The 21060-nt window shown below is 61.7% G+C and carries 20 protein-coding genes; 11 read left to right on the top strand and 9 right to left on the bottom strand.

Annotated elements, in window-relative coordinates; all coding sequences use genetic code 11:
- Positions 1–125: 125 nt before the first annotated feature.
- From rho to LQ215_RS05350, 3 genes are all read right to left on the bottom strand, one after another.
- A complete protein-coding gene (gene rho / locus LQ215_RS05360) occupies positions 126–1385 on the bottom strand; it encodes a transcription termination factor Rho (RefSeq protein WP_003177350.1) in 1260 nt (419 codons plus the stop codon).
- A 241-nt stretch (positions 1386–1626) separates the two neighbouring features.
- A complete protein-coding gene (trxA, locus tag LQ215_RS05355; RefSeq protein WP_003206727.1) occupies positions 1627–1956 on the bottom strand; it encodes a thioredoxin TrxA in 330 nt (109 codons plus the stop codon).
- A 121-nt stretch (positions 1957–2077) separates the two neighbouring features.
- Positions 2078–2785 (bottom strand): FadR/GntR family transcriptional regulator, encoded by a 708-nt coding sequence (locus LQ215_RS05350; protein ID WP_230147704.1) that lies wholly within the window; start codon positions 2783–2785, stop codon positions 2078–2080.
- A 254-nt stretch (positions 2786–3039) separates the two neighbouring features.
- Between LQ215_RS05350 and LQ215_RS05345 the strand changes: the two genes are divergently transcribed.
- The 5 genes from LQ215_RS05345 to ppx all read left to right on the top strand — a co-directional run bounded on the left by LQ215_RS05345 (position 3040) and on the right by ppx (position 7699).
- Complete coding sequence (locus LQ215_RS05345) at positions 3040–3825, top strand: transporter substrate-binding domain-containing protein (RefSeq protein WP_230147702.1); 786 nt, start codon at positions 3040–3042, stop codon at positions 3823–3825.
- A 21-nt stretch (positions 3826–3846) separates the two neighbouring features.
- A complete protein-coding gene (locus LQ215_RS05340) occupies positions 3847–4527 on the top strand; it encodes an amino acid ABC transporter permease (RefSeq protein ID WP_230147700.1) in 681 nt (226 codons plus the stop codon).
- Positions 4524–5174, top strand: a complete 651-nt coding sequence (locus tag LQ215_RS05335; protein ID WP_003206735.1) for an amino acid ABC transporter permease — start codon at positions 4524–4526, stop codon at positions 5172–5174. The genes LQ215_RS05340 and LQ215_RS05335 overlap by 4 nt, the downstream gene beginning before the upstream one ends.
- Positions 5161–5895, top strand: coding sequence for an amino acid ABC transporter ATP-binding protein (locus tag LQ215_RS05330; RefSeq protein ID WP_230147698.1), 735 nt, complete (start codon positions 5161–5163; stop codon positions 5893–5895). The genes LQ215_RS05335 and LQ215_RS05330 overlap by 14 nt, the downstream gene beginning before the upstream one ends.
- Before the next feature lie 301 nt (positions 5896–6196).
- A complete protein-coding gene (gene ppx / locus LQ215_RS05325; RefSeq protein ID WP_230147696.1) occupies positions 6197–7699 on the top strand; it encodes an exopolyphosphatase in 1503 nt (500 codons plus the stop codon).
- A 161-nt stretch (positions 7700–7860) separates the two neighbouring features.
- Here the strand turns inward: ppx and ppk1 are convergent, their stop codons facing one another.
- Positions 7861–10077 carry a polyphosphate kinase 1 gene (gene ppk1, locus LQ215_RS05320; protein ID WP_230147694.1) on the bottom strand — a complete coding sequence of 739 codons (2217 nt, stop codon included), beginning with the start codon at positions 10075–10077 and terminating at the stop codon, positions 7861–7863.
- Between the two features lie 17 nt (positions 10078–10094).
- Positions 10095–11108 carry a porphobilinogen synthase gene (gene hemB / locus LQ215_RS05315; RefSeq protein ID WP_230147692.1) on the bottom strand — a complete coding sequence of 338 codons (1014 nt, stop codon included), beginning with the start codon at positions 11106–11108 and terminating at the stop codon, positions 10095–10097.
- A gap of 205 nt (positions 11109–11313) precedes the next feature.
- Here hemB and LQ215_RS05310 point away from each other — a divergent pair, with 205 nt between their 5' ends.
- Positions 11314–11937 carry a DedA family protein gene (locus tag LQ215_RS05310; protein WP_230147690.1) on the top strand — a complete coding sequence of 208 codons (624 nt, stop codon included), beginning with the start codon at positions 11314–11316 and terminating at the stop codon, positions 11935–11937.
- On the opposite strand, the gene LQ215_RS05305 is transcribed toward LQ215_RS05310, so the two are convergent.
- A complete protein-coding gene (locus LQ215_RS05305; protein WP_230147688.1) occupies positions 11918–13165 on the bottom strand; it encodes a sterol desaturase family protein in 1248 nt (415 codons plus the stop codon). The genes LQ215_RS05310 and LQ215_RS05305 overlap by 20 nt on opposite strands.
- Positions 13166–13288: 123 nt before the next feature.
- Here LQ215_RS05305 and elbB point away from each other — a divergent pair, with 123 nt between their 5' ends.
- Complete coding sequence (elbB, locus tag LQ215_RS05300; RefSeq protein WP_230147686.1) at positions 13289–13957, top strand: isoprenoid biosynthesis glyoxalase ElbB; 669 nt, start codon at positions 13289–13291, stop codon at positions 13955–13957.
- A gap of 122 nt (positions 13958–14079) precedes the next feature.
- Here elbB and LQ215_RS05295 read toward each other — a convergent pair whose 3' ends face one another.
- Together LQ215_RS05295 and LQ215_RS05290 are read right to left on the bottom strand one after the other, a co-directional pair.
- Complete coding sequence (locus LQ215_RS05295; protein WP_230147684.1) at positions 14080–14535, bottom strand: YaiI/YqxD family protein; 456 nt, start codon at positions 14533–14535, stop codon at positions 14080–14082.
- 108 nt (positions 14536–14643) lie between these two features.
- Entirely contained in the window at positions 14644–16542 is a 1899-nt protein-coding gene (locus LQ215_RS05290) for an FTR1 family protein (RefSeq protein WP_230147682.1), read from the bottom strand.
- A 313-nt stretch (positions 16543–16855) separates the two neighbouring features.
- Between LQ215_RS05290 and LQ215_RS05285 the strand changes: the two genes are divergently transcribed.
- From LQ215_RS05285 to LQ215_RS05270, 4 genes are all read left to right on the top strand, one after another.
- Positions 16856–18250, top strand: coding sequence for a COG3014 family protein (locus LQ215_RS05285; protein WP_230147680.1), 1395 nt, complete (start codon positions 16856–16858; stop codon positions 18248–18250).
- A gap of 18 nt (positions 18251–18268) precedes the next feature.
- Positions 18269–18640, top strand: a complete 372-nt coding sequence (locus LQ215_RS05280; RefSeq protein ID WP_230147678.1) for a YcfL family protein — start codon at positions 18269–18271, stop codon at positions 18638–18640.
- 206 nt (positions 18641–18846) lie between these two features.
- Positions 18847–19434: a penicillin-binding protein activator LpoB gene (lpoB, locus tag LQ215_RS05275; RefSeq protein ID WP_230147675.1), complete on the top strand. Its 588-nt coding sequence runs from the start codon at positions 18847–18849 to the stop codon at positions 19432–19434.
- Positions 19435–19437: 3 nt separating this feature from the next.
- Positions 19438–20181, top strand: coding sequence for a penicillin-binding protein activator LpoB (locus LQ215_RS05270; protein WP_230147674.1), 744 nt, complete (start codon positions 19438–19440; stop codon positions 20179–20181).
- A gap of 190 nt (positions 20182–20371) precedes the next feature.
- On the opposite strand, the gene rhtB is transcribed toward LQ215_RS05270, so the two are convergent.
- On the bottom strand, positions 20372–21004 hold the full coding sequence (gene rhtB / locus LQ215_RS05265; protein WP_230147672.1) for a homoserine/homoserine lactone efflux protein: 633 nt from the start codon (positions 21002–21004) through the stop codon (positions 20372–20374).
- Positions 21005–21060: the final 56 nt, after the last annotated feature.

Below are 21060 nucleotides of genomic sequence, written 5' to 3'. Positions count from 1 at the left end.
TGTCGTTTACCAGATGATGCAAGCACGGACACTGCCGGCCTGGGAAAGTTGTCTATTTTGATACAAATACAGCAAAAAAAAAGCGCCCTGCTTAGGGCGCCCTTTTTTTGAAACGGTGCTTCGTGTTACTTGCGTTTCATCGACAGGAAGAACTCGTCGTTGGTCTTGGTCGCTTTCAGCTTGTCGACCAGGAACTCGATGGCAGCGACTTCATCCATCGGATGCAGCAACTTGCGCAGGATCCACATGCGCTGCAATTCGTCGTCGGCGGTCAGCAACTCTTCGCGGCGCGTGCCGGAACGGTTGATGTTGATGGCCGGGAACACACGCTTCTCGGCGATACGACGATCCAGAGGCAGCTCCATGTTGCCGGTGCCCTTGAATTCCTCGTAGATCACTTCGTCCATCTTCGAACCGGTTTCAACCAGCGCGGTGGCGATGATGGTCAGCGAACCGCCTTCCTCGATGTTCCGCGCGGCACCGAAGAAACGCTTGGGTTTTTCCAGGGCGTGGGCATCGACACCACCGGTCAGCACCTTGCCGGAGCTCGGGATCACGGTGTTGTAGGCACGGGCCAGACGGGTGATGGAGTCCAGCAGGATCACCACGTCCTTCTTGTGTTCGACCAGGCGCTTGGCCTTCTCGATCACCATTTCGGCAACCTGCACGTGGCGGGTTGGCGGCTCGTCGAACGTCGAGGCGACCACTTCGCCGCGCACGGTGCGCTGCATCTCGGTCACTTCTTCCGGACGTTCGTCGATCAGCAGCACGATCAGGTGAACTTCAGGGTTGTTACGGGCGATGTTGGCCGCGATGTTCTGCAGCATGATCGTCTTGCCCGCTTTCGGCGGCGCCACGATCAGGCCACGCTGGCCCTTGCCGATGGGTGCGCACAGGTCAATGACTCGACCGGTGAGGTCTTCGGTGGAACCGTTGCCGGCTTCCATCTTCATGCGCACGGTCGGGAACAGCGGCGTCAGGTTCTCGAAGAGAATCTTGTTTTTCGCGTTTTCCGGACGGTCGAAGTTGATCGTGTCGACCTTGAGCAGGGCGAAGTAACGTTCGCCTTCCTTCGGAGGACGGATCTTGCCAACGATGGTGTCACCGGTGCGCAAGTTGAAGCGACGGATCTGGCTCGGCGAGACGTAGATATCGTCTGGGCCGGCGAGATAGGAAGCGTCTGCAGAGCGGAGAAAGCCGAAGCCGTCCTGGAGAATCTCCAGCACGCCATCACCGGAGATTTCCTCGCCGCTTTTCGCGTGCTTTTTGAGCAGGGAGAAAATCACGTCCTGCTTGCGCGAACGGGCCATATTTTCTATGCCCATCTGTTCGGCCAATTCGAGCAGTTCGGTAATCGGCTTTTGCTTGAGTTCAGTCAGATTCATATAGGAATGACGTAATCATTTATGGAGGGGGGAAATTAAGCTTTTGGCTTAATGAGGCCGCGCCGCGGAGAAGGCGACAGGATCGCGTACTTATTCGAAAGGAGAGCGTCGGCGACGGCTTGCAGGGGGCAATGGAGAAACCAGTGCGGGGCCGAATGTAACACCTGGGTTTGCGAGCGTCTAGCCCTGAATAACGAAAAAGCCCCGCGATTTGCGGGGCTTTTTCAATGGCATTCGGCGCTTAGATGTTGGCGTCGAGGAAAGCAGCCAGTTGCGACTTCGACAGCGCACCCACTTTGGTGGCTTCGACATTGCCGTTCTTGAACAGCATCAGGGTCGGGATACCACGTACGCCGTGCTTGGCCGGAGTCTCCTGGTTTTCGTCGATGTTCAGCTTGGCAACGGTCAGCTTGCCTTTGTAGGTCTCGGCAATCTCGTCCAGGACCGGGGCAATCATTTTGCAGGGACCGCACCACTCAGCCCAATAGTCGACCAGTACCGCGCCTTCGGCCTTGAGTACGTCAGCCTCGAAGCTAGCGTCGCTAACGTGTTTGATCAGATCGCTGCTCATGGAAATCTCCGGGGTTGTCAGCAAAAAAACGTGGCCCATCATAGCGGCCCTTCCCGGGTTCAGGAAGCCGCAGTTGATTGAGTCTCGCTATGGCGGTCGATGGCTTTGGGTATGGCCGACGTCACGAAGCCGCGGGGGCGACGAAGGAAATCCCGGTGCGCAGTGCAGCGTTACGTACATGTTCCTGCATGGCTTTTTGCGCAGCGCCTGAAGCCCGACGGGCCAGGGCGCGAAGGATCTTGCGATGCTCCTGCCACGTTTCCATCGCCCGCTCCGCCCTGATGAACGGTAGTTTCTGGCTTTCCAGGAAGATGTCGGCGCTGGCAGTAAGGATGCTCAGCATCGCCTGATTGCCGCTGGCCAACAGGATGCGTCGATGGAATTCGAAATCCAGCCGCGCGGCGGCGTCGAAATCGCCGGTCTTCAACTCCCGGCGCATGGCTTCGACATTGTCTTGCAGCCTGTCCAGCTCATCGGCGCTGAGGGTCACCGCCGCCAACCCCGCCGCGAAACCCTCCAGGGCGTAGCGCAACTGGAAGATATCCACTGGCGAAGCCTGGGCCGCGAACGGCCAGCCCGGCGCCGAGTCGCTGCGTGGAGCCTCCACCGGAGCCTGCACGAACACGCCCTTGCCCGGTTGCACGCTGATCATGCCCAAGGCACTGAGCGATGACAGCGCTTCGCGCAACGACGCCCGGCTCACCCCCAATTGCAGCGCCAGGTCCCGTTGCGAGGGCAGCGCATCGCCCGGGCCGAAGCCTTCATCGACGATCAGTTTACGGATGGCTTGCAGGGCCACTTCAGGAACGGCGCGAGCGATGGAATTCATGATTTTCAAGACGAACCGGGCCAGTGAGCGGCTAGTTGTAAAGCTATTCGCCGCGCCCGGCAAGTCGTGCCCCAGCAGGGTTCGGCGACAAATACAGACGCTCGATAACGGTGCGAAAAATGCCGCGACTGTTCAGACCAGTAAGACCGCTCCCCACCAGCAAAACCGTGGCTCGGGCCGCTGAAAAGTCGCCTTGGCATGGCCTGTGCTCTGTCCGAACGCAGAAATCACATCACCGATTGCGGAGATTCGCCATGATTCAGCGTTGCAGCGCCCTGCTCACAGCCCTGTTCGCCAGCCTGATGCTCTGTCAGCTACCCGCCCACGCCGATGGCCTGGAAGACGTGGTCAAGCGTGGCACCCTCAAGGTCGCCGTGCCCCAGGATTTCCCGCCATTCGGTTCGGTAGGCCCGGACATGAAACCCCGCGGCCTGGACATCGACACCGCAAAACTGTTGGCCGACCAGCTCAAGGTCAAGCTTGAACTGACGCCGGTCAACAGCACCAACCGCATCCCCTTCCTGACCACCGGCAAGGTCGACCTGGTGATCTCCAGCCTGGGCAAGAACCCGGAGCGGGAAAAGGTCATCGACTTCTCCAGTGCCTACGCGCCGTTCTACCTGGCCGTGTTCGGCCCGCCTGACGCCGCCATCAATGGTCTGGACGACCTCAAGGGCAAGACCATCAGCGTCACCCGTGGCGCCATCGAAGACATCGAGCTGACCAAGGTCGCCCCCGAAGGCACCACCATCAAGCGCTTCGAAGACAACAACTCGACCATCGCCGCCTACCTGGCCGGCCAGGTCGATCTGATCGCCAGCGGCAACGTGGTGATGGTCGCCATCAGCGAACGCAACCCCAAGCGTGTTCCGGCGCTGAAGGTGAAACTCAAGGACTCGCCGGTGTACGTGGGCGTGAACAAGAACGAGCCGGCGCTGTTGGACAAGGTCAACCAGATCCTGGCCACCGCCAAGACCGATGGCAGCCTGGAGAAGAATTCCCAGACCTGGCTCAAGCAGCCGCTGCCGGCCGATCTCTGACCGTCGCTTGAGAGGCTGAGCATGGCTTATCAGTTCGATTTTCTGCCGGTGGTGCAAAACACCGAGCTGCTGTTGCGCGGTGCGCTGTTCACCCTGGAACTGACGGCCATCGGCACGTTGCTCGGGGTCAGCCTGGGCATCGTCGGGGCCGTGGTGCGGGCATGGAACATTCGGCCGTTCGCGGCGATCTTCGGTGTGTACGTGGAATTGATCCGCAACACGCCGTTCCTGGTGCAACTGTTTTTCATCTTCTTTGGCTTGCCGTCCCTGGGCCTGCAGATTTCCGAATGGCAGGCGGCGGTACTGGCGATGGTGATCAACCTCGGCGCCTACTCTACCGAGATCATTCGCGCCGGCATCCAGGCGATCCCGCGGGGGCAACTGGAAGCCGCCGCGGCCCTGGCGATGAGCCGCTTCGAGGCCTTCCGCCATGTGGTGCTGTTGCCGGCGCTGGGCAAGGTCTGGCCGGCCCTGAGCAGCCAGATCATCATCGTGATGCTCGGCTCGGCGGTCTGTTCGCAGATTGCCACCGAAGAGTTGAGCTTTGCCGCCAACTTCATCCAGTCACGCAACTTCCGCGCGTTCGAAACCTATGCGCTGACCACGCTCATCTACTTGTGCATGGCGCTGTTGATCCGCCAGTTCCTCAACTGGCTGGGTCGCCGCTGCCTGTACAAGAGCGGTAACGGGAGCGGTCGATGAGCGATTTCACTTTCTGGGACGTGGTGCGCAACCTGCTCACCGGCCTGCAATGGACCCTGGCGCTGTCGCTGGTGGCGTTTATCGGTGGCGGCGTGATCGGCTTGCTGATCATGGTGTTGCGCATCTCCAAGAGCGCCCTGCCCCGCAACATTGCCCGTACCTACATCGAGCTTTTCCAAGGCACGCCGCTGTTGATGCAGCTGTTCCTGGTGTTCTTCGGCGTGGCCCTGGCCGGGGTGGAGATTTCCCCTTGGATGGCGGCGGCGATTGCCTTGACGCTGTTTACCAGCGCCTACCTGGCGGAGATCTGGCGCGGTTGTGTCGACTCGATTTCCCACGGCCAGTGGGAAGCCTCGGCGAGCCTGGCCCTCAACCCGCTGGAGCAGTTGCGCTACGTGATCCTGCCCCAGGCCCTGCGCATCGCCGTGGCGCCGACCGTGGGCTTTTCGGTGCAAGTGGTCAAGGGCACGGCCGTGACCTCGATCATTGGCTTTACCGAACTGACCAAGACCGGCGGCATGCTCGCCAACGCCACGTTCGAGCCGTTCATGGTCTATGGCCTGGTCGCCCTCGGTTATTTCCTGCTCTGCTACCCCTTGTCCCTCAGTGCGCGCTACCTGGAAAGGAGACTGCATGCCTCTGCTTAGAATTACCGCCCTGCATAAATACTACGGCGATCATCACGTGCTCAAAGGCATCGACCTGAGTGTCGAGGAAGGCCAGGTGGTGGCGATCATCGGCCGCAGCGGCTCGGGCAAATCCACCTTGCTGCGCACCCTCAATGGCCTGGAGTCGATCAACGATGGCGTGATCGAAGTCGACGGCGAATACCTCGATGCGGCCCGCGCCGACCTGCGCAGCCTGCGGCAGAAAGTCGGGATGGTGTTCCAGCAGTTCAACCTGTTCCCGCACCTGACGGTCGGCGAGAACGTCATGCTCGCGCCGCAGGTTGTCCAGAAAGTGCCCAAGGCCAAGGCGGCCGTGCTCGCGCGACAGATGCTGGAACGGGTCGGGCTCGGCGAGAAATTCGATGCCTTCCCCGACCGTTTGTCCGGCGGCCAGCAACAACGGGTGGCGATTGCCCGGGCCCTGGCCATGTCGCCGAAAGTGCTGCTGTGCGACGAAATCACCTCGGCCCTGGACCCGGAACTGGTCAATGAAGTGCTCAGCGTGGTGCGCCAGCTGGCCAAGGAAGGCATGACGCTGATCATGGTCACCCATGAAATGCGTTTTGCCCGGGAAGTCGGCGACAAGCTGGTGTTCATGCACCAGGGCAAGGTGCATGAGGTGGGCGATCCCAAGGTGCTGTTCGCCGAGCCGCGGACGGCGGAGCTGGCGAATTTTATCGGGATGGTCGAGCCGGCCTGATCCTTGCTGCCAAGGAAGTCCTCTGTGGCGAGGGAGCTTGCTCCCGCTCGGTTCTGTAGGAGCTGGCGAAGCCTGCGATCTTTTGATCTTTCGCTCCAGACTCAATTGGCAGTGGAAAGATCGCAGCCTCGTTGCACTCGTCAGCTCCTACACAGCTCCTACAGGCCCAGCGGGAGCAAGCTCCCTCGCCACAGGGAAGCCAAGCCAACACTGCTCTGGCTCAAGGGTTTGGTTCAGGTGCGTTGGCGTAAGCGGTCGATCGTGGCAGGATGGCGAGGTTATCGACCGAGACTTTTTGACCATGCCGCCATCCCAAGCCAAGAATCTGTCCCTGATCGCTGCTATCGACCTGGGCTCCAACAGCTTCCACATGGTCGTCGCCAAGGCCCAGAACGGCGAAATCCGTATTCTTGAGCGGCTCGGCGAGAAGGTCCAACTGGCCGCTGGCATCGACGAAGAGCGCAAGCTGAGCGAAGAATCCATCCAGCGCGGGCTCGATTGCCTCAAGCGCTTTGCCCAGCTGATTAACGGCATGCCCCTGGGCGCGGTGCGGATCGTGGGCACCAACGCCCTGCGCGAGGCGCGCAACCGTGGCGAGTTCATCCGTCGCGCCGAGGAAATCCTCGGGCATCCGGTAGAAGTCATTTCCGGCCGTGAAGAAGCCCGCCTGATCTACTTGGGGGTTTCCCACACCCTGGCCGACACCCCGGGCAAGCGCCTGGTGGCGGACATTGGCGGCGGCAGTACCGAATTCATCATCGGCCAGCGCTTCGAACCGCTGCTGCGCGAAAGCCTGCAGATGGGTTGCGTCAGCTACACCCAGCGTTATTTCCGCGACGGCAAGATCACCCCGGCCCGCTACGCCCAGGCCTACACCGCGGCGCGCCTGGAAATCATGAGCATCGAACACGCCCTGCACCGCCTGACCTGGGACGAAGCCATCGGTTCCTCAGGGACCATTCGGGCCATCGGCCTGGCCCTCAAGGCCGGCGGCCACGGCACTGGCGAGGTCAACGCCGATGGCCTGGCCTGGCTCAAGCGCAGGGTGTTCAAGCTCGGCGATGCGGACAAGATCGATTTCGAAGGCATCAAGCCCGATCGCCGGGCGATTTTCCCCGCGGGCCTGGCGATCCTCGAGGCGATTTTCGACGCCCTCGAACTGCAACGCATGGACCACTGTGAAGGCGCCCTGCGCGAAGGCGTGCTCTACGACCTGCTGGGACGTCATCATCACGAAGACGTGCGCGAGCGCACCCTGGGCTCGCTCATGGAGCGTTACCACGTCGACCAGGAACAGGCCGTACGGGTCGAACGCAAGGCGCTGCACGCTTTCGACCAGGTCGCCGATGACTGGGACTTGAACGACGGGGTCTGGCGCGAGTTGCTGGGCTGGGCCGCCAAGGTCCATGAAGTGGGCCTGGACATCGCCCACTATCACTACCACAAGCATGGCGCCTACCTGATCGAGCATTCGGACCTGGCGGGTTTCTCCCGGGAAGACCAGCAAATGCTCGCGCTATTGGTGCGCGGCCATCGACGCAACATTCCCAAGGATAAATTTGCCGAGTTCGGCGATGACGGCATCAAGCTGATTCGCCTGTGCGTGCTGCTGCGCTTTGCGATCCTGTTCCATCACATCCGTGGCACCCAGGAAATGCCCCAGGTGGTCCTGCACGCCAATGGCGATCAGTTGGATGTGCTGTTTCCCGAAAATTGGCTGGAAGAGAACCAACTGACCCAAGCCGACTTCGCCCAGGAAGCGGAATGGCTGACACGGGTCGGGATTGTGCTGAACATCCACTGATTGCTTGCTGGAGTCCCTTGTGGCTCAGCTGCAACCCCTGTGGCGAGGGAGCTTGCTCCCGCTGGAGGGCGAAGCCCTCCCAAGAGTTGGGGCTGCTGCGCAGCCCAGCGGGAGCAAGCTCCCTCGCCACAAAAGCTGAGCCTGCCGCCGCCCACCTTTTTTTAACGAACCGCCAACACCGGGCTGCTCAAGCGCTCCAGCAAGGTCGCCTGGGCGCTGCGCGGGTTCTGGTTGCCGGTCGGCGTGTTGCGGATGTAGCGGCCATCGGACTGCAAGCTCCAGCTGTGGGTGTTGTCGGTAAGGTAGCTTTCCAGCTCTTTCTTGACCCGCAGGATCAGCTTCTTGCCTTCTACCGGGAAGCAGGTCTCGACCCGCTTGTCGAGGTTGCGCTCCATCCAGTCGGCGCTGGACAGGAACATCTGCTCCTCACCGCCGTTGAGGAAGTAGAACACCCGCGTATGTTCCAGGAAGCGCCCGATGATCGAGCGTACGTGGATGTTGTGGGACACCCCCGCAATGCCCGGCCGCAGGCAGCACATGCCCCGCACCACCAGGTCGATGCGCACGCCCGACTGGCTGGCCTTGTACAGCGCACGAATGATCTTCGGGTCGGTCAGCGAGTTGAACTTGGCAATGATGTGGGCCGGCTTGCCGTCCAGGGCGAACTGGGTCTCCCGGGCGATCATGTCGAGCATGCCCTTTTTCAGGGTGAACGGCGCATGCAGCAGTTTCTTCATGCGCAAGGTCTTGCCCATGCCGATCAACTGGCTGAACAGCTTGCCGACGTCTTCGCACAAGGCATCGTCAGAGGTCAGCAGACTGTAGTCGGTGTACAGCCGCGCGTTGGCGGCGTGGTAGTTACCGGTGCCCAAGTGGGCATAACGCACGATCTCACCGGCTTCACGGCGCAGGATGAGCATCATCTTGGCGTGGGTCTTGAAGCCGACCACGCCATAAATCACTACCGCGCCGGCCGCTTGCAGGCGGCTGGCCAGTTGCAGGTTGGATTCCTCGTCGAAGCGCGCGCGCAATTCGATCACTGCCGTGACTTCCTTGCCGTTTCGCGCCGCGTCCACCAGGGCATCGACGATTTCCGAGTTGGCGCCGCTGCGGTACAGGGTCTGGCGCACTGCAAGGACGTGGGGGTCCTTGGCGGCCTGGCGCAGCAAATCGACCACCGGCGTGAACGACTCGAACGGGTGCAACAGCAAGATGTCCTGCTTGCTGATCACACTGAAAATGTTCTCGCTGTTTTGCAGCAGTTTCGGGATCTGCGGCGTGAACGGCAGGTATTGCAGCTCCGGATGGCTGTCCAGGCCGGTGATGCTGAACAGTCGGGTCAGGTTGACCGGGCCGTTGACCTGATACAGCTCGGTCTCATGCAGGTTGAACTGCTTGAGCAGGTAGTCGGACAGGTGTTTCGGACAGGTATCGGCCACTTCCAGGCGCACCGCATCGCCGTAGCGACGGGAGAACAGCTCGCCGCGCAGGGCGCGGGCCAGGTCTTCAACGTCCTCGGTGTCCACCGACAGGTCGGCGTTACGCGTCAGGCGGAACTGGTAGCAACCCTTCACCTTCATGCCCTGGAACAGGTCATCGGCGTGGGCGTGGATCATCGACGACAGGAACACATAATTGTCGCCGGGGCCGCCGACGTCTTCCGGCACGCGGATGATGCGCGGCAGCAGGCGTGGCGCCGGAATGATCGCCAGGCCGGAATCGCGACCGAAGGCATCGATGCCTTCCAGCTCGACGATGAAGTTCAGGCTCTTGTTGACCAGCAGCGGGAACGGGTGCGTTGGATCGAGGCCGATCGGGGTGATGATCGGTGCGATTTCGTCGCGGAAATAACGGCGCACCCAGGTCTTGATCTTGGTGTTCCAGTTGCGGCGACGAATGAAGCGCACCTGGTGCTTTTCCAGCTCCGGCAACAGGATGTCGTTGAGGATCGCGTACTGGCGGTCAACGTGGCCGTGGACCAACTCGCTGATGCGCGCCAGGGCCTGGTGCGGTTGCAGGCCATCGGCACCGGCCTGTTCACGGGCGAAGGTGATCTGCTTCTTCAGCCCGGCGACGCGGATTTCGAAAAACTCATCCAGGTTGCTGGAAAAGATCAGCAGGAACTTCAGCCGTTCCAGCAGCGGGTAGGACTCGTCCAGCGCCTGCTCCAGCACGCGGATGTTGAACTGCAGTTGCGACAGCTCCCGATGGATGTACAGGCTGCTGTCATCCAGGTTGGGGATCACGATCGCCGGGGCCGGGGCGGGCTCGACGACCGCCGGGGCAGCTGGCTCCAGCGTCGGCGGTGTCTCGGCAATCTGCTCGACCACGGGTTGAGCGTCTTTTACGGCAACTTCGGAGAGTCCTTCGGTATTCATCGCAAGTTCCTGGGAGGCTATTTCTGCTCTCGTAACAATTGGGCAGCGCGCACAGCAAAGTAAGTCAGAATTCCATCAGCGCCTGCGCGCTTGAAAGCGGTCAAGGACTCCAGGATCACCCCTTCGCCCAACCAGCCGTTCTGGATCGCGGCCATGTGCATCGCGTACTCGCCGCTGACCTGATAAACAAAGGTCGGCACTTTGAATTCGTCTTTGACCCGGCAAAGAATGTCGAGGTAGGGCATGCCAGGCTTGACCATGACCATGTCTGCCCCTTCTGACAAGTCAGCCGCCACTTCGTGCAAGGCTTCCTGACTGTTGGCCGGGTCCATCTGATAAGAGGCCTTGTTGGCCTTGCCCAGGTTCAGGGCCGAGCCGACCGCGTCGCGGAACGGGCCGTAATAGGCGCTGGCGTACTTGGCCGAGTAGGCCATGATCCGCACGTTGACGTGGCCGGCCACCTCGAGGGCTTCGCGGATCGCCTGGATGCGCCCGTCCATCATGTCCGACGGCGCCACCACCTGGGCACCGGCCTCGGCGTGGGACAAGGCCTGCCTGACCAGTGCATCGACGGTAATGTCGTTCTGCACGTAGCCTTCTTCATCGAGGATACCGTCCTGCCCGTGGGTGGTGAACGGGTCCAGCGCCACGTCGGTGATTACCCCCAGCTCCGGGAAGCGCGCGCGCAGGGCGCGGGTCGCGCGCTGGGCAATGCCTTGCGGGTTCCAGGCTTGCGCGGCGTCCAGGGACTTGAGGGTCGGCGGTGTGACCGGGAACAGCGCCAGCGCCGGAATGCCCAGCTCGACCCAGTGGGCGGCTTCTTCGAGCAGCAGGTCGATGGTCAGGCGTTCCACCCCGGGCATCGACGCCACCGCTTCGCGGCGGTTCTCACCGTCCAGCACGAACACCGGCAGGATCAGGTCATTGGTGGTCAGCACGTTTTCACGCACCAACCGACGAGAGAACTCATCACGGCGGTTGCGACGCAAGCGGGTAGCAGGGAACAGACGATTGGCGGGGGTAAAGCTCACGGCAGACTCCTGAGCCCGTGCTGACGGGCGAGCGTGACAGTTATAAGCGCCCATTATGACGAAGACATTACAGTTATGTGCACCTGCGTCCTGTCGTCGCAGTTATTGTCATTGTAGGAATTGTTCACGTCGAGACACATTTCGATACTTTCCTGAATGTGCCTGAAGGGTTAGGCTGCGCGTTCATTTCGCCAGCACCCAGACAATGCTCCAACAATTTCTGCATGACTTCGGCTACTTGGCCTTGTTTATCGGCACGTTCTTCGAAGGCGAAACTATCCTCGTGCTCGCAGGTTTCCTGGCGTTCCGTGGCTACATGGACATCAACCTGGTGGTCGTCGTGGCGTTCTGCGGCAGCTACGCGGGCGATCAGCTGTGGTATTTCCTGGGCCGCAAGCACGGGCGCAAGCTCCTGGCCCGCAAGCCGCGCTGGCAGTTGATGGGGGATCGGGCGCTGGAGCACATTCGCCGGCACCCGGACATCTGGGTCCTGAGCTTCCGTTTCGTCTATGGCCTGCGCACGGTAATGCCGGTGGCGATCGGCCTGTCAGGCTATCCGCCGGGCCGCTACCTGTTGCTCAACGGCATCGGTGCGGCGGTCTGGGCCACGGCGTTGGCCGCCGCCGCGTACCACTTTGGCGCGGTGCTCGAAGGCATGCTGGGCAGCATCAAGAAGTATGAGTTGTGGGTACTCGGTGCCCTGTTGGTGCTGGGCCTGGTCTTGTGGCTGCGCCGACGCATCAAGAATGCGCGCCTGGCCAGGAAAGTCCTCGAAGCCGAGCGCCTGGAGCAAGCCAGGTCCAGCGAACCTACGACGCCAACCGAGTAAACCGGCTGCGACAACAATACAGCCCGATGCCGCTGAGCAGGCTGTAGCTGAGCAGCCCGGCCCAGGCCCCATGGCTCATCACAGCGCTGGCCGGCCACAACCCGACCAGTGGCGCCAGCCATACCAGCGGCAGGTTCGAGGCCAGCCGCAACAGCTCCAGCCTCAATGCCCACGGGCGATTCTCCAGGGCCACGCCCAACACGAACAGACCGAACGCCACCGCGCCCCACCCCAGCACCAGGGCGGCGACCGGCAGGCTGGCTTCAAGGTTCATCAGATAACTGCCCAAGGCAATGTAGGCGCAGAACTGCAGCCCTACGTACCACTGCTGGCGAGCATCCAACGGCACTTCGAATTTGCGGAACTGGCCCAGGTCTGGTTTGTTCAGCGGGTACCTGGCCGCGACGTCCGCCGGTCGCCAACCGGTGGGCATGAACCAGATCCGCAGCTTGTCCCACCAGCGCCCGGCCCGCCGCGCATCGGCCCACAGCTGTGCATAGAACTGCAGGTTGGCCCACAGCGGATTCCAGCTCGCCAGCGGCGTGGTCACGCCGAAAATCACCGGTTCGTTGGCGTCTTCTTCCTGGAAGGTGCCAAACAGACGGTCCCAAATAATGAACACCCCGCCGTAGTTGCGATCCATGTAGAGAGGGTTCTGTGCATGGTGGGCACGATGATTGGACGGCGTAACGAAGCACCACTCCAGCCAGCCGAGCTTGGGAATGTGCTGGGTGTGGACCCAGAACTGGTACAGCAGATTCAACGCCGCGACGCTGACGAAGACCACCAGCGGCACGCCCAGTACGGCGAGCGGGACGTAGAAGATCCAGCTCAACAGGAAGCCGGTGCTGGTCTGGCGCAACGCGGTGGACAGGTTGTAGTCCTCGCTCTGGTGGTGCACCGAATGGGCGGCCCAGAGGATGTTGCGCTCATGGCCCATGCGGTGCAGCCAGTAGTAACAGAAGTCGTAGAGCACGAAGGCAAACACCCAGGTCCAGGCCCGGTCGGCAGGCAGTTCGATGACAGCCAGGTGTTTCAGCGCAAAGGCGTAGGTCACCAGCCCCACGCCCTTGGTCAACAGGCCCGTGGTGGTCGACAGTACGCCGGTGCTCAAGCTGTTGATCGCATCTGCCACACGGTAGTGGCTCATGCCTCGCCAGCGATCGGCCAGCAACTCGACGGCGATCAGCACGAAGAAGAACGGCACGGCATACAGGATGAAATTCATGACGCAACCCGGGCATGCAAGGCAGGGAGATAGTCGGCAGATTAGGTGTAGCTGCCCGATCCCCCTATGGCAACGAGTGACAAATTAGTAGACATTTAACGCCATGAATCTGGAGAAAAGCCCATGAGCAAAAAAATTGCAGTGATCCTTTCCGGCTGTGGCGTGTATGACGGCGCCGAGATCCACGAAAGCGTGATCACCTTGCTGCGTCTCGATCAGCGTGGGGCTCACGTCCAGTGCTTCGCCCCCAACATTGCCCAATTGCACGTGATCAATCACCTGACCGGCGAGGAAATGCCCGAGAGCCGCAACGTATTGGTGGAGTCAGCACGGATCGCCCGGGGCAACGTGAAGGACTTGCGTGAAGCCAGGGCCGAGGACTTCGACGCCCTGATCGTACCCGGTGGTTTTGGCTCGGCGAAAAACCTCTCCAATTTTGCCGTCGAAGGTGCTGGCTGCACGGTCCAGCCAGAGGTCCTGGCACTGACCGAGGCCTTTGCCGAGGCCGGCAAACCGGTGGGGCTGATCTGCATCTCCCCGGCCCTGGCGGCAAAAATCTACGGCCCGGGTGTGGTCTGCACCATCGGCAACGACGTCGACACTGCCGCCGCCGTGACCAAAATGGGAGCTACCCACGAAGAGTGCGCCGTCACCGACATCATCGAAGACCGCGCGCGCAAACTGGTCAGCACCCCGGCCTACATGCTGGCGCAGAACATCAGCGAAGCGGCTTCCGGCATCAACAAGCTGGTGGATCGGGTGTTGGAGTTGACGCACGAGAACGACGCCTGACCCCACCACCACTACCCCTGTGGGAGCGAGCTTGCTCGCGATAGCGTCGGCTCAGCTACATTTGCATTGGCTGATACACCGCATCGCGAGCAAGCTCGCTCCCACAGGGGGTCGGGCAAGGCTTAAGCGATTCGGGTCAGGCGCGTCAGGATCCGGTCCAGTGCATTGGCAAACCCCTGCTTGTCCCGCTCGCTGTACGCCGCCGGGCCACCGCCCATGTGGCCCTGTTCACGCAAATCAGTGAACAGGTTGCGCACCGCCAGCCGATCGCCCATGTTCTGGGCATCGAACTCCTTGCCGCGCGGGTCCAGGGCGGCGACGCCCTTCTTCACCAACCGGTCGGCCAAGGGCACGTCGCTGCAGATCACCAGCTCCCCCGGCTCGGCGTGCTCCACCAGGTAATCGTCCGCCGCATCAGGGCCACTGGGCACCACGATCAGCTTCACACACGCCAGGGCGGGCTTGATCTGCGGCTGACCAGCCACCAGCACCACCTGGAACCGGCGCTTCAAGGCGAACTTGACCACCAGTTCCTTCGCCGGCTTGGGACAGGCATCGGCGTCGATCCATACGCGCATTGGAGTGCTCCTCTTTAAATGCATCGCGAGCAAGCTCGCTCCCACAAAGGACAGCCTACATCCTGTGGGAGCGAGCTTGCTCGCGATTATGAGCGCAGCGAATGGTTTTCAGGAAACCTGGACCCGACGCTTCTCCGCCACCCAACTGCGCCCATACAGGACCACGATCGCGAGGATCGCCACCACTTGAGCGGCCAGCGAATAGGCATCGGCATGAATGCCCAGCCAGTCGAAGTCGAAGAACGCCACCGGGTGGGTGCCGAAGATCCCGGCTTCCTGCAACGCCTTCACGCCGTGACCGGCGAATACCACTGACAGCGCGCACAGCAACCCGGCGTTGATGCTGAAGAACAGCGCCAGCGGCAGTTTCGCCGAGCCGCGCAGGATCACCCAGGCCAACCCAACCAGCAACACCAGCGCCGTCGCGCCACCGGCCAGCACCGCGTTGTGCCCGGCAGGGCCCGCTTGCAGCCACAGGGTTTCGTAGAACAGGATCACTTCGAACAGTTCGCGATAGACCGAGAAGAACGCCAGGATCGCAAAACCAAAACGCCCACCGCCGCCCACCAGGCTGCTCTTGATGTAGTCCTGCCAGGCCGCTGCGTGGCGACGGTCGTGCATCCACACCCCCAGCCACAGCACCATCACACTGGCGAACAACGCCGTCGCGCCTTCGAGCAGCTCACGCTGGGCACCGCTGACGTCGATCACATACGCCGCCAGTCCCCAGGTCGCCAGGCCGGCCAACAGTGCCAGGCCCCAACCGACGTTAACGCTGCGCACGGCCGACTGCTGGCCAGTGTTGCGCAGGAACGCCAAAATCGCCGCCAGCACCAGAATCGCTTCCAGCCCTTCGCGCAGCAGAATCAGCAACCCCGAGATGTAGCTCAGCGACCAGCTCAAGCCATCGCCACCCAGCAGGCCGGCGGACTCCTTCAACTTGGCCTTGGCCGCGTCCAGGCGCTGTACCGCCTGCTCGATCGGCAAACCGTCCTGCAAAGACTGACGGTAGGCCATCAGGGACTTTTCGGTGTCCTTGCGCACGTTGGCGTCGACGTTATCCAGCGAGCTTTCCACCAGCTCGAAACCTTCCAGGTAAGCGGCCACCGACAGGTCGTAGGCCTGGTCGTGGTCACCGGCACGGTACGCCGCGATGCTTTTATCCAGGGTGGCCGCCGTGTAGTCGAGCAACTGCGCCGGGCCTCGTTGTACCTGCGGCGGCTGGGCACGCTGGGCACGGAACGTCGCCGCCGCTGCCGGGCCTTGCGCGGCGAGGACTTCGGCCGGGGTCTGGCGCGCCAGGTCAGCGAGGTTGAAGGCCTGTTCACTTTTGGCGGCGGCCGGGTCGGCGCTGAAGCTGGCGATGTAGGTCGCCAGGTCCCAGCGCTGACGGTCGTCGAGCTGATCGGCGAAGGCCGGCATGTCGGTGCCTTCGATGCCCATGCCGACGGTGTTGTAGATCGCATAGAGACTCAGGCGATCCAGGCGCTGGGCGTCCCGCATGTTGGCGGGCGGCGGTTCCATGCCGACACCTGCTGGACCGTCGCCGGCACCGTTGGCGCCATGGCACACCGAGCAATTCTGGGCATACAGCGGCGCACCGCGGGAAGGATCGGGGGTGATGACCGGCGCCTGGCTGACTTCATAGGCCACCGCCAGCTTGGCCCCCAGTTGCCGCGCCAGGCGCGCGACGTCGGCGCCGTCCTGGCGCTGGGTGATCGCGCTGCGCAAGGTGTCGATACCCTGGGTCAAATCAGCCTTTTGCGGCTTGGCCGGTAGCCCGGCGATCAACCCTGCCAGCACCTGGGTGAATTCCAGTTGCTCGCGGTATTCCCCGTCCTCGATGACCTTGCCTGCCTCGACTGTCGCCGGGTAGTCCGCGCCGATGTAATCCAGCAAATGCAGCGCCTGGGGGGCGCCCTCGACGGTGTCGGCCAGCAGCGAGGTGCTGCACAGGGCAAGCAATGGCAGTACAAGCCAAGCCAGGAAACGGAGCGGCGCAGTCATGAATGACTCTCGGTTGGTAATAAGAAGTAACACATTGTTCACTTCCAATGACTTTGGCTCAAGAGCCGATGTGCTTTAGCGGCACATTTTCATCGGATTCCTGCTTTGGAGGTGATGTCACAAAAACTGCATTTCGAGATTGAAAAGCCATTACATAGCCAAGCGCCATGTTTATAATCGCGCCGCCTTCTTATTGTTAGATGGCATAAAAGCTCCTCTTTTTATGAGGAACCGACAGCGTCCCGACGTTTGTCCGTGGGATCGCTCCAGCCCGACCCGCAAATCCAGGCTGTTACTCAGGGAAGAAATGTTCATGGCATCCCGTGCCGTTTTTTCGGTCGCCCTCGGTGCGATCACCTTGTTGTCCGGCTGTTCGGCCTTTCGCAACTACGACAGCGAATTGGCCCAGACCAACCAGCAGCTGGCTTCCGGCAATGTCGACGGCGCATTGACGCTGCTGGAAAAGAACAACACCAGCCAGGACAAGGACCTGCTGTATTACTTCGAGAAAGGTGAGCTGCTGCGCGCCAAGGGCGACTTGTCCGGCAGCCAGACCGCCTGGAACAGCGCCGATCAACAAGTGGGCCAATGGGAAGACGCGGTCAAACTCGACACGGCCAAGTACCTGGCGCAGTTCGGCAGTTTCCTGGTCAACGATAAGGTCCGCCGCTACGAAGGCTACGATTACGAAAAGGTCATGCTGACCACGCAGATGGCCCTGAATCTGCTGGCGGTGAATGACTTCGACGGCGCGCGGACCCAGATCAAGAAGACCCACGAACGCGAAGCGGTGATCGCCGACCTGCGGGACAAGGAATACCTCAAGCGTGAGGAAGACGCCGAGAAGCAAGGGGTCAAGACCGAATACAAGGACCTCAAGGGTTACCCGGTGGCCAGCCTCGACGCCCCGGAAGTGGTCAGCCTGAAAAACAGTTACCAGAGCGCGTTCAGCCATTACCTGGCCGGCTTCGTCTATGAAGCCCTGGGTGAAAAGGACCTGGCCGCACCGGGTTACCGCAAGGCCGCCGAACTGCGCCCCAACACGCCGCTGCTGGAGCAGGCCCTGCTCAACCTCGACAAGCCTGCCGCCAAGAACGACGACAGCGACATCCTGATCGTGGTGCAGAGCGGCCTGGCACCGTCCCGGGACTCGATCCGCATTCCCCTGCCCTTGCCGATCAGCGGCAACCTGGTCATCACGCCGTTGTCGTTCCCGCTGATCAAGCCTGACACCTCCACGGCCACCTTCAGCCAGATCGGTGTCGACGGCCGTCAGCTGGACCTGACCCAACTCAACAGCACCACCGCCATGTCCCGCCGCGCCCTGCGCGACGACATGCCCGGCATCATCCTGCGCACCACCGTACGCGCCGTCAGCCGTGGCGTGGCACAAAAGCAGATCAACGACACCAACCCCCTGGCCGGCCTGGCCGTCGGCCTCACCTCGGCCGTACTCGAAGGTGCCGACACCCGGACCTGGCGCACCCTGCCCGACTACACCCAGGTGGTGCGCCTGCGCCTGAAGAAAGGCGAGCACCAGGTCACTTTGCCAAGCTCGGTGGGCGGCTCGGTGGTCAAGGTCACCGTCGACCAGCGCTACCAGGTCATCAGCCTGCGGGCGGTGGGTAACCAGGTGTTCGCCGGTGGCCTCGCGGCCCAGGTGATGCCCAGCGCCAACCCGACCGCCATTGCCCTCAAGCAACCTTAAGAACGGAGTCTTGTTCACATGCGTTTAAAACTGATTGCCGTCGGCGCCCTGGCCTTGCTGGCCGGTTGCGCCACCCCGCCGCCACCGGAGCCGGGCAGCGCCGCCAGCAAGGTCGTGGCGATGGGCAAGACCAAGAACATCGTGGTCGGCGCCATGCGCGTGGCCCGGGAAAACGGCTACATGACCGTCAATGTCCAGCTGAGCAACACCAGCTACAACAACAAGACGATGTATTACCGCTTTGCCTGGCTGGGGCCGGAAGGCTTTCCGATCGCCGAGCAAGAGACCTGGAAAAGCCTGACGCTGTACGGCGAACAGACCAGTTTCCTGCCGGCCATCGCACCGACACCCAAGGCAGTGGATTTCCGTTTGGAAATCAATACCCCTTGAGCCTGATTCCGGTCGGTCAAGTCAACACCAGACCTGTGGCGAGGGAGCTTGCTCCCGCTGGGTCGCGCAGCGGCCCCCAGATCTTGCGGTCGCTACGCAACCGAGCGGGAGCAAGCTCCCTCGCCACAGGGATCGTCGGCACAAGTTCTTTTACTGATCGACATTGCACCTAAGCCCATATTCATTCAGTTTTCGAGAGCACCCACATGTTCGTACGCATCTCCTCCCTCGCCCTCGCCGCCCTGCTGGTCAGCGGCTGTGCCAACAATTCGCCGGTCCTGGGCAACAAGAACATCAGCTACGGCGATACCAAGGCCGTGGAAACCGTGACCAACGAGTTCGGCTCCACCGACCTGCAAATGATCGCCGAGTCCATGACCCGCTCCCTGGCCCAGTCCGGCATCCTGCAAGGTCGCCCGGTGGTCCAGGTCTATGACGTGAAGAACAAGACCAGCGAATACATCGACACCCGTGAAATCACCACCAGCATCAAGACCCAGCTGATGAAGACCGGCGCTGCCCGCTTCGCCAGCGACAACACCGCCATGGACAGCCAGGTCGACCAACTCAAGCTGCAGAACCAGAGCGGCCTGTACAAGAAAAGCACCGTGACCAAGACTGGCAACATGATCGCTGCCAAGTACCGCCTCGAAGGCTCCATCAGCTCGATCGTCAAGCGCAGCAGCGACTACAAGGACGTCTTCTACAAATTCAGCCTGCAATTGATCGACGTCGAAAGCGGTCTGGCCGAGTGGATGGACGAAAAAGAAATCCGCAAGACCACGGAGCGCTGAGCCATGCGCACATGGATAGGCATCATGGCCCTGGCCTGCGCATTTGCCGCGCAGGCGGCCCCGAAAGTCGCGGTGACCGACCTTGCGTACCAGGAGCGGGTGGAGGAATACATCCACACCGTTTCAGCGCAGAGCAACTTCCAGGCGAACCCTTACAGCGCCAGCGCTTCCTCGAGCTACGACGAGATGGAAGCCACCAGCAGCTACATCGAGCAGGGCGAGCTGCGCAAGTTCACCGGCGACATCAAGGGCGAGATCCTGCGCAGCGGGATGTTCCAGCTGACCCAGGGCACGCCCTACACGGCGGCGTCCAAGGGCGACGTCTATGACGTGATCAAGCGCATCAAGGCCGGGAACTTCAAGGGTGCCGACTACGTGCTGTTCGGCACCGTGTCGGACATCGACTTCACCCGCGACATCAACGAGCTGGCCAATACCGACAGCTACTCGGCGGTACTGGCGCTGACCCTGGTGGCAGACTTCAGCCTGATCAACACCAAGACCTACGAAATCACCTCGGCCTTTACGGCCATGGGCGAAGGCCAGGACACCAAGCTGTTGAACCACCGGGACGTGCACATCAGCCTCAACCGTCCACGGGTGGTGCGCGAAGTGTCCAAGGCCTTGGGGGAAGACGTGGCGCGGCAACTGAGCGAACAGCTTGGCGGCCCGAGCTACCAACAACCCAGCGAGCCGGTGCAGCGCAACAACCTGCCTCGGGATACGGCGCCGGTGATTTTGCGTTGAGTCATACCGTCGGGTAGATACTTAGCTGCTTCTGTGGCGAGCTAGATTTTTTTGCTTATGTGTTGAGCTGGATGCTTTTGTGGCGAGGGAGCTTGCTCCCGCTCGGTTGCGCAGCGACCGCAAGATCGCTTCGCGGCCCAGCGGGAGCAAGCTCCCTCGCCACAAAAGCGCCCTCGCCACGGGTTTTGCTTTACACCGCAGCCTTGCGGATCGTCGCGAGCAAACCCGCGGCGCCAATGAACATACCCGCGAAGGTACGGTTCATCCGCCGTTGCTGTTTCGGTGAGCGCAACAGGCGCAGGACTTTGGATGCCAGCCCGGTGTACCCGGCCATGACGATGAGGTCGACGATGACCATGGTGACGCCCAGGATCAGGTATTGCGCGATCAATGGTGCATGGGGATCGATGAATTGCGGCAACACCGCCAGCATGAACACCAGCGCCTTGGGGTTGCTGATGTTGACCAGGAAGCCGCGAAACACCAACGCCAAGGGCTTGCCGATGGGCCGCGGGGACGCGTTGTCAGTCATGTCGCCGGGAATGGCTCGCCACTGTTTGACACCCAGATAGACCAGGTAGGCCACGCCGAACCACTTGATCGCATAGAACGCAGTGGCCGACGTCGTGAGGATCGCGCCAACGCCAGCGGCGACGATCACGATTTGCAACGCCAGGCCCAATTGCAGGCCCAAGGCGTTCCAGTAGCCACGCCAGAAGCCGTAGCGCAGACCGCTGGACATCGAGGCAATGGCACCGGCACCCGGCGAAAGACTGATCACCCAGCATGCGGCGAAAAACGCCAGCCATGTTTCCAGCACCATTGCACACCTCGGCTCAGATTCGTCTAACCCCCTAAGCTAATGCGCCTTCGGGCGGT

This window comes from Pseudomonas brassicacearum, assembly GCF_918698105.1.
In the GTDB taxonomy this organism is placed as follows: Bacteria; Pseudomonadota; Gammaproteobacteria; order Pseudomonadales; family Pseudomonadaceae; genus Aquipseudomonas; species Aquipseudomonas brassicacearum_F.
The sequence above is the reverse complement of the archived record's forward strand: the minus strand, read 5'-3'. Positions and strand labels throughout refer to the sequence as shown.